The sequence below is a fragment of the Psychrobacter sp. CX14 genome (genome assembly GCF_057396205.2).
Map to the genome: position 1 here is coordinate 908,732 of NZ_CM183187.1, position 13,880 is coordinate 922,611.

Below are 13,880 nucleotides of genomic sequence, written 5' to 3' on the forward strand. Positions count from 1 at the left end.
TTACTTGAATTGCTTATCCTTAACCAAAACAATACCTTTGATATATTATCTGCTTCAGCTTTGACATGTCACTAGAACAGGTTCGGTTATTACACAATAGGCCGGCGGCGATAGAATAGCAGTCCTGGAATAGAGATACCTAATACCAAGCCTGAAGTGACAAACAGCGCTTCAAACAGATAAATCATCATCTGGCTAAATAACGCATCTGAGAAACCAAAATAGCCAATTTGCACCATGCTGACCATGGCTTTATAAGCGGCGATACCTGGCATCATACAGATAACGCTAGGCGAGATAAGCGCCTTGGGTGGCAAGGTATATTTTTTGGAAAAATAAACGCCCAAGAAGCTCGATAACATCGCACCGCAGAAGCTTGCAACGACCAAATGAACATTTTCATGAACCAGTGCAGTCTTTAAGCCAAACCCAAACGCCGTCATTAACAAACAAGGCAAAATATAGCGTTTGGGCACAGTAAACATTAGCGTCCAACCTAGGGTGATAATACAGGCGAGTATTGCACTTTCAATAAGCCACATATCAAAACCCCCAATGCTGAATTTGAAGTAGAATCAGCGCGATGACAATACCCACGCACGATGACAATGTCAACATATAGGTAAAGACTGCACGTCCAATACCGATATTGACATAGCCCTTTAAAATATCAGATAACGAGTTAATCAAAGGGAAGCTAGGCACCAGTAGTAGCACGCTTGAGGCCACAGCAATATCGGCATTATGACCAATATCTAGATAATAAGTAGTCGCACCGATTAATGAGGCGATAAAGGCAGTTACGATGACCGTAATAAACGGATTAAAATGATGATTTGACAGGAAGATACGGGTGAACATCGCTACCATGCCAGCCATAAAGGTCACTACCGAAATCATCCATCCGCCGCCATTTAGATAAGCAAAAGTTGCACAAGATAAGCCAACGAATATGGCTACGAGCCACGTCGGGTAGACCGTCTTATCAAGCTCATCAAGCGCACGTGAGGTCGTTACCACCAACTCGCCACTACAGGGCGTCTCTTCGGTCTTATTGACGATTTGCTGAATCTGCACCAATAAATTAACGTTAATACTTTGGTTAATCGTATCGCGAGTGGTGGTAATGCAGCGCTCATTGTAGATAGTGGTCAAGGTGATGGCATTAAAGTTCAGCGCACACTCGACGCTGTCCATGCCAAGAGCCAGTCCCAGACGCTTTGATAAATCCACCACGACGGCTGACTCAGCGCCATATTGCATGAGTAATAATCCGCAGCGCACGCATAGTCGGGTAGTAAGTTGCTGCTGAGTGTAGGTGATTTGAGTCATGATGGTCTTTGATTCTATAGGTTTGCGAGCGATTGTTATATGTATTGTCATGCAAATTGGGGTCTAAAAGCAAAGTAAAATAGCACTGTTTACATCAAAAAAGCCATTCCTATTATTTAGAAATGGCTTTTTGTTTGCTAGCTATAAATCTCTGTATTTAAGCGCAGGTGTTATAGGGCAATTTAGAGGTGAATTATGACCTTTTCGCGTTGGTACGCTGTCCCCACCACGACAATGCTGATACCAATACCGCACCTAAAATCATTAAACCAATAGTGGTGAACCACTGCGCGCCGGCAGGATAGTTCCATGGTGCCACATTGTGTACAGCCTCAGTATTTAACGCGCCTAACGCATCGACTTTCCAAGGCCAGACCTTGACCAAAGAGCCTGCGATAAAGCCAGTTAACAAGGCCAATGTGCCTTGATAATAACGTGCTAATAACCATTTTAATGCGCGGGTAAATAGCAATAGTCCCGTGACCATGCCGGCCATCAGGGTGACAATGACAGGTAGATTAAAGTTATGCACTGCCTCTAATACCGCATCGTAAACACCAAGCAGCAGTAATATAAAGGAGCCTGATATTCCAGGTAAAATCATCGCACAAATAGCAATCGCGCCAGCAAAGAAGATATAAGGAAGGCTAGGCTCCGTGCTCAGTATCGGCATATTACTAACACCGACAGCAGCGACGATACCGAAGATAAATAAGGCGCCGCGGGTTATATTCCACTGCTTAATCTCGGCCAGCAAAATGACTACGGTGGTCATTACTAGGCCAAAGAAGAACGACCAGATAAATAGGGGCTGATTGTCCAACAGGTATTTAATCATGCCCGCTAATGTGGCAAAGCTGGTGACGATACCTAACATCAACACCAATAAGAACGTCGCATCGACTTCACGCCAAATCGCCATTAAGCCTTTTAATCCGCCATGCTCACGAAACACATGCCATAAGCTTGGACCAATACTGCCCAGCGCATTAATAAGGCGCTCATAAATACCGGCAATCAATGCAATGGTACCACCGGACACACCGGGTACGATGTCTGCAGCGCCCATCGCCATACCCTTGACATAGGTGGCAGCTAGATTTTTGGGGCTGTTGTCTGGGCTAGTCTGAACATCGGGGTTATGCGGTTGTGATGACGATTCTTGATGAGGCGGTCTGGGTGAGTGTGATGTCGTCATAGACATTCCTTGCAAGATAAGAGATAAAAAAAGAGTATATAAATTTTGAGAGCAAAGCGAAAGACACTTTACTAAACGGCTATTTTAACCCATCTGGATAACAAAAAAGGCCATTCTATCAACAATAGCCTTTCTATAAATACTTAAGCGTGCTATTGATAAGCAATTAGCCAAATTTTTTTACAACTGGTTAGATTTGGTTAGTAACTAATGATTACAGTTCACAGAAATTTTATCTACAAATCATATTGGATTGTGTGGCTGAGTATGAAATAAGCTAGGATACAGTAGTAAATTTAATATTTTGGGAGACAACTATGCCAATCGGAATTTTAACCCTGACTTTCTCACTTCCTGGTTGTGGTTCATTAAAAGAAAAGCGGATGCGTATGGGCGGATTGCATGAGCGTTTTGGGCGCAATCCTGCGGTAGCGGTGTGTGAAAGCGGTGAGCGTAACCGTCATGATGCCAGTGAATGGACGTTTGTGGTGGTAGGGCTAAACAAGCGTGAGATTGAATCCGAATTTAGTCAGATTGAAGACAAGATTCAGCGTGTGGTTGAGGCACGGATTATGGATGTGAGACGGGAGTTTATTTAAATATTTTTTCACGATACTGGGAAGGTGTAAGTCCATAAGTATTTTTAAATAATTGACTAAAGTGAGTCGCATGATAACCACATAACTCAGCAATTACTCTAACTTTAAGTGTGGGGTAATTGGTTAGCATAGTTTTGGCTTTATCCAATCGATATTGTGTCAGGTAATCATGAATGCTACTACCCATATAGGATTTAAAATACTGCTTAAGATAACACTCGTTAGTACCAACTTGAGTAGCGAGTGATTTTATGGTCAATGGCTGAGAATATTGTTTTTGAATAATGTCACAAGTATCGGCGACAAACTTTTTAGCACGATTTTGCTCATCAAACACTGACTCTGTCGCAAAATTTGATTTATCATTGGTAGTTTGATCCAGATCTAATATTGAGCCAAGCCACTGAAGTGCGCTAGCTTGCATCTGAAGGGTATCGCTAAACTGTCGAGTTTTAGGTAGACGACAGGTCTGCCACGCTAACTGTCTTATCTGGGATGGGATTTCTACTTTATCCAAAATTTGATCATCAGGATATTTAATTAAATGAGATAACCAATATGGTAGTTTTTGCTTTTCTGCTAATTGATTCACAAAATCATCATCAAATTGCAAGCTGACATAATATAGGTGCTGACCAGTAACCCGCAATGTCTGCTCTGAAAAGCGGAATCCATTAGTGATATTCAGGTTATCGTGATATAGCTGTTTATACGCAAGATCATTAATATCTGTATGACTATCTGCAAAAACAAAACACACCCCAATATAATCTGTTGTTTCAAGTTCAAGATAGTGTAAAGGGGTTGTGGTTTTTATTTTTTCACGTACCAATCGAAACCCTGGTTTAATAGGATGTATTTCTCTTAAAGCATTTATCTGCCCTTCAACTGTGTCAATCTTAACGTTGTCAACGGTAGAACTCTGCCATTTAAGCGCCTCATATATTGGTAACATCCATCCTCACTCTGCTTCAAATCTATATTCATAACATCAATAGCAATGATTACTTGCAAAACTCCCGTTTTCTAAAGCAAGTTTTTCCCGATTTAGACATCATTATAAATTATATTGTGGATAATTATCATTCTCATTTATAACTAAAGATTCATTGTTGAGTCCATTAGTTATAAGCCTACTTATCAGCTTTATAAAGAAGTTCGAAATTAATGACACTAAGATTAGTTTATATCTTTCTTATTTTGTGCTTTTTTTCGCTCATTATTGGTTCTAATCCGATAATTTGGCATGGGTTATGGATATTATCAGATGATACATGGCTAACCTTAACAGCTAGCCGCATTCCTCGAGTGATAGCATTAACCCTAACGGGTATTGGCTTGGCTATTAGTGGTGTTATTTTGCAACACATAGTACGTAATAAATTTGTTGAGCCAGCAACATCAGGTGGATTAGATGCTGCCAAACTTGGAGTTTTGGTTTCATTAACTGTTGTCTCAGATATCGGTATATTTGCAAAAATTTTGTTTGCACTACTCTTTAGCGTCGTTGCTAGTGTGCTATTTGTCTTATTTATCAGACGTATTCAGTTTAAAAGCGCAGTACTCATACCAGTAATAGGTTTGATGTATGGCAGTGTGTTAAACGCTATCGCTGAATTTTATGCCTATAAACATAATATTTTACAAAGTATGCAGGGCTGGCTGTTAGGAGACTTTTCTAAAGTAGTACAAGGTCATTATGAGCTGATATATCTGGTCATACCTATTATTGCAATTACCTATCTATATGCACACCGCTTTACCGTTGTAGGTATGGGGGAAGATATGGCAAAAAACTTAGGTTTGGCTTACGGAGCAATGGTCGCCTTGGGATTAATGTTAGTTTCTTTAACAGTAGCGACGACCGTCATTATTGTTGGCGCTATTCCCTTTATCGGTTTAGTAATACCAAATTTAGTAGCTTTAAAATATGGCGATAACTTAGCGAACACTTTACCGATAGTTGCTTTAGGTGGTGCTTGTTTATTGTTAGTTTGCGATATTTTCGGACGCCTCGTTATATATCCCTTTGAAGTACCCATTGGGCTGACCGCAGGTGCTATTGGTGGGATTTTGTTTTTAGTCCTAATTTTAAGGGGTTTAAGACGAACTAGCCGAGTATAACAACACGTTTATGAAGGTTATGGAGCAACAAAATAAGAGCAACTAAAGTTATAAATTTAATAAAAACGACGTCTAATAATAGCGTTAGCACACAGCGAGTAAAGCTTATTACTACAGTATTTAAAGCACTAAAAAATATGAGCATGATTTTAAACAGGCAACTGTCTGCCAGTGTAAAGCTGTGGTTAGGCCTGATATTTATTTTATTTTTAATCACCTGTTTTATGCTGTTTGATACAGGCATTAGCGAAGGTCAGTCTTTGGATTTTGATTATCTGATGCCAAAGCGTCTATTGAGACTTGCCACATTAGTGGTTGGCGGCGTGTGCTTAGCAGTATCGGCTATTAGTTTTCAGACGGTAGTGGGCAATCGTATTTTGGTGCCCTCCATCATGGGCTATGAGGCAGTGTTTTTGTTATGGCAAGCATTACTCCTTTTTATAGTGGGTGCGCAAGGATTTGCCACACTAGGTGCAAGTGGAAACTTTCTAATATCGCTAATTTTAATGTCGTTTTATTCATGGCTGTTGTTTCGCTGGCTTTTGCCTTATTGCAACAACAATATGTTCATTATGCTGTTATTTGGCTTTGTGCTGACCATGGTAATTAGCACCATAACCCAATTTATACAGTTGCGAATAAGTCCTGGTGAGTTTTCTGTTTTTCAAGGAGTAAGTTACACCTCTTTTAATCGAGCAACCGAGCAAACCTTATTTTATAGCAGTGCGGTAATTCTGGTTGTACTGTGGTTAGCGCGTAAATGGCTACCTATTTTAGATGTAATGGCTTTAGGAGCGGAGCAGGCTTTATCACTAGGCGTTGATTATCCTAAATTTGCACAATTGATATTGGCGATTATAGGCGTTTTGGTTGCGGTATCTACTAGCTTAATTGGGCCAACCGTATTTATGGGGATATTCGTCGCCCACATTGCGTATGCGTTAGCAGGTAGTTTTCATCACAAGTACATTTTACCTACGGGGTGTTTGGTGGCGATCGCTCTTTTTTTAATTGCACAAATTTTAGTAGAGCATGTTTTTAATTACAAAACCACAGTGAGTATTTTGGTGAATTTAGTATGTGGCTCTTACTTTTTACTATTGACGCTTCGCAGTAGAGGTAACTTATGATTTTTATCGACTCGATTAGCAAAAGCTATGGCGATAAAAATATATTAAATGAGGTGAGTTTCTATATCAAAAAGGGATCGATCACCTCGTTAATTGGACCGAATGGAGCGGGAAAATCTACATTATTAATGATTATCGCTAAGCTCATGCAATCCAGTAGTGGCCAAGTGTTTTTAGACCAACAAAACATTGCTGATATTAGCACTACTCATTATGCACGCAAGGTAGCAACGCTTCGTCAGTCTCTGGATGTTGGGCTTCGATTGACTGTCGAGGAGTTGATATCGTTTGGTCGATTCCCTTATAGCCACGGAGCGTTAACAGAGCATGATAATAAAGTCATTGATGAATCGATTGATTTTTTAGGCTTACAAGAATTGCGTCATCAATATTTAGATGAAATTAGTGGTGGCCAACGTCAAATGGCTTTTTTGGCAATGACAATTGCTCAGCAGACTGATGTGCTGTTACTCGATGAGCCATTAAATAATTTAGATATGAAACACGCTTTACAGATTATGCAAGCTTTGCGACATCTATGTGATCGCTATGGCCGTACCATTATTTTGGTTATTCATGATATTAACTTTGCCGCTAATTATTCTGATTATTTGGTGGCATTAAAAAAGGGAAAATTAGCTTTTTCTGGCGCTGTCGATGAAGTGATAACTGAACAGAATTTAAATGCACTATATGAGCTTAATTTCAGCATCCACAATAATGATCAAGGGATATTGTGCAATTATTTTACTTAGTCCCTGAATCTAGCTTTTGATTAAGACCAAAAACAATACAACCTAAACAAAGGAGAGTGGCGTGATTGCTAATAATGAACCTTCCAAGAAAAACCAATTAAAGATAGCCCCCTTTATTGCTGTATTGACCTTGCCACTACTTATCATAGGTTGCCAAAAGGTAGAAGATAAGGCAGAAGAAAAAAAACAAAGCGTAGAAAAACAAGATTTAATCGAGTCTGACAACCAGAAGGTTAGTAATACCCAGTTTCCAATGACGATTACCCACCAGCTTGGTGCGACCGTCATCTCCAAAAAACCCCAACATGTTGCTGCTTTATCGATGAATGAAGTGGACTTTTTAGATCAGCTTAATGTGCCTGTAAACGGTATGGTAAAAGATTTTGTACCACATTTTTTATCAAAGTATAAAAAAGATAATCAAGTTGCAGATTTAGGCGCCATTGTTCAGCCTAACATGGAGCGAGTATATGCTTTGCATCCTGATTTAATTTTGATAACACCATTGCAAGCTCAGAATTATAAAGAGCTAACTCAAATTGCACCGACACTACACTTTGATATCGATTATAACGATAGTGAGAAAGGGCATATTTCTAAAGTTAAAGACCATCTTTTAACACTGGGAAAAATCTTTAACAAGCAAGATTTGGCTAAACAAAAAGTTGCGATGCTCGATGCCAAAGTAGATAAGGTAAAAGCAATAACTCAAGGGCGTCCAGAGAAAGCCTTGGTTGTGCTTCACAACAATGGCTCTTTTAGCAATTTCGGTATTAAATCCCGATATGGGTTTATCTTTACTGATTTAGGTGTGAAGCCCGCCAGTACTATCGTCGAAACAAGTCTTCATGGCGAACCTATATCGAGTGAATTTATCCAACACGCTGATCCCGATATTTTATACATCATAGATAGAACAGCTGTGATGGAGCATCGAGATGTCATCAAACCTGAGACTGTTACCAATCCCTTACTGCGCCAGACTAAAGCCTGGAAAAATGATCGTGTTGTTTTTGTAGATGCAGATGCATGGTATACCACATCGGCTAGTCCAACCTCGTTAATGTTGATTATGGATGATGTTATTCAAGCCTATCAGTAGTTCAATTTTCAAATATTTTAACGATTAAAACAAGGAAGATTTATATGCTCAAATCAATAAAATATAAAAATAGTAGAGCTTCAAAAATCGTACCAAGCAAAATATCCACTTTACACGCTTCTATCAAATCATTGATAAATGTTTCAAGCGAGACTGCTTTAATAGCAAGCATAATATACATTACTTTACCAGTCGCTCAAGCAGAAGAGAGGCCTTCTGCAACTTTATCTACTATTGAAGTGATGGCACTAAAGAATGCTGAGCCCACCTTTCCAGGTGGACAGATTACCTATAACAATCATATGGGTTTTTTAGGCAATAAAGACCTACTTAATACGCCTTTTAGTGCAATCAATTATACAGATGATTTTATTGAAGATACGCAGGCGATGGATATTACAGAGGTAATATCAAAAACAGATGCTGCTGTTTATAGTAGTGACATTGCTGGTGAGAACATTGAAAATTATAAAATACGTGGATTTACCTCTACATTGGAAGATGCAACGGTTAATGGGTTATATGGTATCGCGCCTTATTATCGAAGCTCACCCGAAATGTTTGAAAGGGTAGAGGTATTAAAAGGTCCCTCAGCAATGTTAAATGGAATGGCCCCTAATGGCTCAGTTGGGGGAGCAATAAATCTGGTACCAAAACGAGCCAATGATACGCCATTAACACAAGTAACTTTGAAGTATTTATCGGACTCACAATTTGGTGGGCATATTGATATTGGTCGACGTTTTGGTGAGGACAATCAATTTGGAATGCGTTTGAATGGAATGTACCGCGATGGTGATACAGCAGTTGATGATCAAAAGAGTGAAATGGGTCTAGCTTCTTTAGCTTTAGATTATCGAGGGGATCGTTCAGAGGCAAGTTTAGATATCTACCATAGTAAAGAGACGGTGGATGCACCAACTAGGGGAATACAATTGGCGCCTGGTGTGAAGCTACCCAAACCGCCAAAATCAGGTACTCAACTCAATCCAGACTGGGCATACAATAAGTCGAAAGATACAGGCATTATGCTTAAAGGTGAGTATGAAATTAATGATACTACCAGAATTTATGGATCCATTGGGCGCAGTGAGACTGATTTTGAGTCTCAAAGTGCTTCACGTGCTACGGTAATCAACGATGCAGGTGATTACACGACATCATTGGGTGAGGTAGGTGATGATTGGGAACGAAAATCTGGTGAAATTGGTCTAAGAACAGAATTTACGACAGGCACAATAGGACACGAATTGGCAGTGAACACGACTAAGTTTAAGGAGGATTACAATTTAAACGCACGTTTTTTAAGAGGTATGGATATAACGACCAATATTTATGATCCTAAATGGCCTGCATTTAATACTCCTTTTAAGGTTCCAGCATTACTTAATACTGACACAGATTTAACCAGTTATGGTATAGCGGACACATTGTCGTTTGATGAAGATAAGTATCAACTAACTTTAGGGGTACGACATCAAAAGGTAAAAGTTGATCAAAGTGGTTTACTTGCCTCTGAAGGTTACGACAAAAGCGCAACCACGCCATCCGTTGCAGGTGTTGTTAAGCTTACGGATAATGTATCTATTTATGCAAACTATATCGAAGGGCTGAGCCAAGGTGACAGAGCACCTGTTGAAGCTGTTAATGCTGGCAAGGTTTTTTCGCCTTATAAAACCAAACAAAAAGAAGTAGGTATCAAACTGGACTTAGGAGATTTTGTTCATACTTTGAGCACCTATGAAATAAAAAAACCTTCTAGCTATTTAGATCCAGTGTCCAAGGTATTTTCATCTGGGGGTGAACAGCGTAACCGTGGAGTAGAGTGGAGTTTCTTCGGGTCTCCTATGCAAGACCTACGTCTAATGGGTGGTATCTCATACATAGATGCAGAATTAACTAAAACTGCAACTGATATGACTAAAGGTAATGAAGCAGCTGGTGTACCAAAATGGCAGTCAAAACTCGGTGTTGAATGGGATCAACCTTACATTGAGAACTTAACATTAACGAGTAATGTTACCGCTGTTTCCGATCAGTATGTCGATCAAAATAACTCGGTTGCCATTCCTGGCTATGCTTTATTGGATTTAGGTGCACGATATGAGACTCAAGCGTGGCAGCATCCAGTAATCTTACGTGTTGATCTGACTAATGCCTTAGATAAAGAACATTGGGCAAAGCCTTATTATTTACAGCTGGGTTTAGGTGAGCCAAGAACATTAAAACTGTCTGCGACAGTAGACTTTTAAAATATCTATGCAGTTAAATTATTTATTGTAGGAGTAACAAGATGACAGCTATTGTAAAAAATATAGAGCAAGAATTTGACAGTATTACAAAGTACTGGAAACCTCAAGATGTCTTTCAATTTAATGATATGGTTATGAAAATAGCCAAGCTTAAAGGTGAGTATGAATGGCATACTCATGAATTCGAAGAAAAATTGTTTATTGTTTTAGATGGACAACTCATGTTAGAGACAAAAGATAAAACATTTGAAGTTAATAAGGGTGAGGTTATTAAAGTTCCAAAAATGGTTGCCCATAGACCTTATGCATTGGTTGAAGCTCATGTGATGTTTTTGGAAAGAGTGACTGAATAACTTTGAGTAGTAAGATGAACTAGGTGTGAAAAAATAAAAGCACGTAGTAGTATTCCTTGAATTATAAATTTATTCATCCAAATACTCAAAAAACCAGACAACAACTAAGCCCCTTAATAGGGGCTTAGTTGTTTTAAATGGTACCGGTGGTCGGACTTGGGGCACATTTTTTAACCCAAATATTGTTGTTGTGATGCCATGAATCTAGAGGCCGTTAATACCTATGAAGGCACCCATGATATTCATGCTCTTATTTTGGGACGTGCGCAAACGGGCATCCAAGCATTCATCTAAGTTGACTGGTAATTAAAAATAAATTATAGAACATTTGTTGATTGTATGATATAAATTATCAAAATTATAATGATGATTTAATAAATCAATCATAGTTTTTCCTAATATAAAGTTCACTATGGGTGACGTCTGGTATATCTTGTTTGTTAAGGGATAGGCAAGGGAGGAATCTTGCCGTTTCTTGCAATATCTCATTCATAATCTGAACTTATAGTAACGATTATAAGACGATTATAAAAACAACTTTTTAATCAACAGTTTGGTAGAAAGGTTCACTGAGGAGTGGACTATCTCTACTAAACTTAAAACAGAGCATTAAATTGCTCCAAACCATCATAGGAATTTAAAAGTGTCTAATACTGATAATACCCAAAATACCTCAAATACAAACACAACTTACGATCAAGGAAATGGGGAAGGCCCTACAATTCACAGCGAAAATGCGGATCATAGCAACACTCCTGAACGTCCAAGTATGGGCGTATGTCCGGTGATGCATCAAGCACACACAACCAAAGCGTCTTCAGTTACTGATTGGTGGCCAAACACGCTTAACCTAGATATCTTGCATCAACATGATCAAAAGACCAACCCAATGGATCCGGATTTTGACTATGCTAAGGCATTCTCAGAGCTTGATTTAGAGGCCGTTAAGCAAGATCTAAAAGACTTTATGACAGACTCTCAAGAGTGGTGGCCAGCGGATTGGGGTCATTACGGCGGCTTAATGATTCGTATGGCATGGCACTCGGCTGGTACTTATCGACGTGCTGATGGCCGTGGTGGCTCTGGCACTGGTAACCAACGCTTTGCGCCTCTTAACAGCTGGCCTGACAATGCAAACTTAGATAAAGCACGTCGCCTTTTATGGCCTATTAAGCGTAAATATGGTAACAAGCTATCATGGGCTGATTTATTCATTTTAGCCGGTAACATGGCCTATGAATCTATGGGCTTTAAAACTATAGGTTTCGCGGGCGGTCGTGAAGATATCTGGCACCCAGAAAAAGATATTTATTGGGGTTCAGAGCGTGAATGGTTGGCAGAAACTAAAAACCGTTATGAAGATGATGCCAAACGTGAAAGTCTTGAAAATCCTCTTGCTGCCGTGCAGATGGGTCTAATCTATGTGAACCCAGAAGGTGTGGATGGTAATCCTGATCCATTAAAAACCGCTGCTGATATTCGTACGACCTTTGGCCGTATGTCTATGAATGACGAAGAGACAGTTGCTTTGACAGCAGGTGGTCACACAGTCGGTAAAACTCACGGTAATGGCGATGCTTCATTATTAGAAGATGAGCCAGAAGCTGCGGATGTGAAAGAGCAAGGTCTAGGTTGGCGCAATCCTAAAGGTAAAGGTAATGCGGGCGACACGGTAACCAGTGGTATTGAAGGTGCGTGGACCACTCATCCGACGCAGTGGGACTATGGCTACTTTGACTTATTATTCAAGTATGACTGGGAGCTTACTAAGAGCCCTGCCGGTGCTTGGCAGTGGGAACCTGTTAACATCGCTGAGGAAGACCGTCCAGTCGATGCTCATGATCCAAGTGTACGCCGTAACCCAATCATGACAGATGCTGATATGGCCATGATTAAAGATCCTGAGTATCGTAAAATCTCTGAGAAGTTCCATAACGATCCAGAGTATTTTGATCAAGTATTCGCCAAAGCTTGGTTTAAATTGACGCACCGTGATTTGGGTCCAAAGTCTCGCTATTTAGGTGCAGATGTTCCTGCTGAAGACTTCATTTGGCAAGATCCTATCCCAGAGGGCAATGCTAATTTGACCGATGATGATATCGCTAAACTAAGCGCTCAAATTCTAGACAGCGGTTTAGAAAGACGCGAGCTGATCATTACGGCTTGGGATAGCGCACGTACTTATCGTCAGTCAGATTATCGTGGTGGCGCTAATGGCGCTCGTATTCGTCTTGCTCCACAAAAGGACTGGATTGGTAATGAGCCTGAACAGTTAAAACGTGTGTTAGAGTCTTTAACTCGCATTCAGTCTGAATTTTATAAGCCAGTTAGCCTAGCTGATTTAATCGTATTGGGTGGTAATGCTGCGATTGAGCAAGCGGCTAAAGATGCTGGCGTTGATATCAAAGTACCTTTTGTACCAGGCCGTGGTGATGCAACTGATGAGATGACGGATGTTGACTCATTCTCTGACCTTGAGCCTTTACACGATGGCTATCGTAACTGGGTGAAGAAAGACTATGCGGTGTCTCCAGAAGAGATGCTATTGGATCGCACTCAGTTAATGGGTCTAACTGCTCCTGAAATGGTCGTATTAATCGGTGGTATGCGTGTACTTGATACTAATTATGGTCACAGTAATAAAGGTGTATTTACCGATCGCCCAGGTGTGTTAACCAATGATTTCTTCGTTAACTTAACGGATATGAACTACACTTGGGAACCTGTTAAGACTGATAATACTGCTGCTCAATCTTATATTATACGTGAACGTCGTACGGGTAATATAAAATGGGAAGCGACGCGTGTTGACCTAGTCTTTGGTTCAAACTCAATCTTACGCTCTTATGCAGAGCTTTATGCACAAGATGATAACCTAGAGAAATTTGTTAAAGACTTTGTGAAAGCTTGGAACAAAGTTATGATGGCTAACTTTAAACCAAGTTAGGGCTATTCGCTAAATAATTTATTTTAATAAAATCAAAACCGCCTAGCACTGCTAGGCGGTTTTTCTGTAGATTACCAATTTAAGCGAC

General features: G+C 39.9%; 12 protein-coding genes and 1 pseudogene. 9 read left to right on the top strand and 4 right to left on the bottom strand.

Annotated elements, in window-relative coordinates:
- Positions 1-89: 89 nt before the first annotated feature.
- The 3 genes from AC2SLO_RS03845 to AC2SLO_RS03855 all read right to left on the bottom strand — a co-directional run bounded on the left by AC2SLO_RS03845 (position 90) and on the right by AC2SLO_RS03855 (position 2,530).
- Complete coding sequence (locus AC2SLO_RS03845; RefSeq protein WP_486543328.1) at positions 90-542, bottom strand: threonine/serine exporter family protein; 453 nt, start codon at positions 540-542, stop codon at positions 90-92.
- A gap of 1 nt (position 543) precedes the next feature.
- A complete protein-coding gene (locus AC2SLO_RS03850) occupies positions 544-1,332 on the bottom strand; it encodes a threonine/serine exporter family protein (RefSeq protein ID WP_486543330.1) in 789 nt (262 codons plus the stop codon).
- Between the two features lie 193 nt (positions 1,333-1,525).
- Positions 1,526-2,530 (bottom strand): DUF368 domain-containing protein, encoded by a 1,005-nt coding sequence (locus AC2SLO_RS03855; RefSeq protein ID WP_486543332.1) that lies wholly within the window; start codon positions 2,528-2,530, stop codon positions 1,526-1,528.
- A 317-nt stretch (positions 2,531-2,847) separates the two neighbouring features.
- Here AC2SLO_RS03855 and AC2SLO_RS03860 point away from each other — a divergent pair, with 317 nt between their 5' ends.
- On the top strand, positions 2,848-3,129 hold the full coding sequence (locus tag AC2SLO_RS03860) for a DUF503 domain-containing protein (RefSeq protein ID WP_486543334.1): 282 nt from the start codon (positions 2,848-2,850) through the stop codon (positions 3,127-3,129).
- Here the strand turns inward: AC2SLO_RS03860 and AC2SLO_RS03865 are convergent.
- Entirely contained in the window at positions 3,122-4,084 is a 963-nt protein-coding gene (locus AC2SLO_RS03865) for an AraC family transcriptional regulator (RefSeq protein ID WP_486543336.1), read from the bottom strand. The genes AC2SLO_RS03860 and AC2SLO_RS03865 overlap by 8 nt on opposite strands.
- A gap of 212 nt (positions 4,085-4,296) precedes the next feature.
- Here AC2SLO_RS03865 and AC2SLO_RS03870 point away from each other — a divergent pair, with 212 nt between their 5' ends.
- From AC2SLO_RS03870 to katG, 8 genes and pseudogenes are all read left to right on the top strand, one after another.
- Complete coding sequence (locus AC2SLO_RS03870) at positions 4,297-5,253, top strand: ABC transporter permease (protein WP_486543338.1); 957 nt, start codon at positions 4,297-4,299, stop codon at positions 5,251-5,253.
- Between the two features lie 143 nt (positions 5,254-5,396).
- Positions 5,397-6,383, top strand: coding sequence for an iron chelate uptake ABC transporter family permease subunit (locus AC2SLO_RS03875; RefSeq protein WP_486543352.1), 987 nt, complete (start codon positions 5,397-5,399; stop codon positions 6,381-6,383).
- Positions 6,380-7,138 (top strand): iron ABC transporter ATP-binding protein, encoded by a 759-nt coding sequence (locus AC2SLO_RS03880; protein ID WP_486543340.1) that lies wholly within the window; start codon positions 6,380-6,382, stop codon positions 7,136-7,138. Before AC2SLO_RS03875 ends, AC2SLO_RS03880 begins: the two co-directional genes overlap by 4 nt.
- A 211-nt stretch (positions 7,139-7,349) precedes the next feature.
- Positions 7,350-8,240: a siderophore ABC transporter substrate-binding protein gene (locus AC2SLO_RS03885; protein ID WP_486543354.1), complete on the top strand. Its 891-nt coding sequence runs from the start codon at positions 7,350-7,352 to the stop codon at positions 8,238-8,240.
- 44 nt (positions 8,241-8,284) lie between these two features.
- The gene (locus AC2SLO_RS03890; protein ID WP_486543342.1) at positions 8,285-10,492 is read left to right on the top strand and encodes a TonB-dependent receptor; all 2,208 of its coding nucleotides are present in this window, start codon (positions 8,285-8,287) and stop codon (positions 10,490-10,492) included.
- Between the two features lie 41 nt (positions 10,493-10,533).
- Complete coding sequence (locus AC2SLO_RS03895) at positions 10,534-10,845, top strand: cupin domain-containing protein (RefSeq protein WP_486543344.1); 312 nt, start codon at positions 10,534-10,536, stop codon at positions 10,843-10,845.
- Between the two features lie 198 nt (positions 10,846-11,043).
- Positions 11,044-11,139: pseudogene (locus AC2SLO_RS03900) on the top strand (hypothetical protein); the annotation flags it as partial.
- Positions 11,140-11,614: 475 nt separating this feature from the next.
- Entirely contained in the window at positions 11,615-13,792 is a 2,178-nt protein-coding gene (gene katG, locus AC2SLO_RS03905) for a catalase/peroxidase HPI (RefSeq protein WP_486543356.1), read from the top strand.
- Positions 13,793-13,880: the final 88 nt, after the last annotated feature.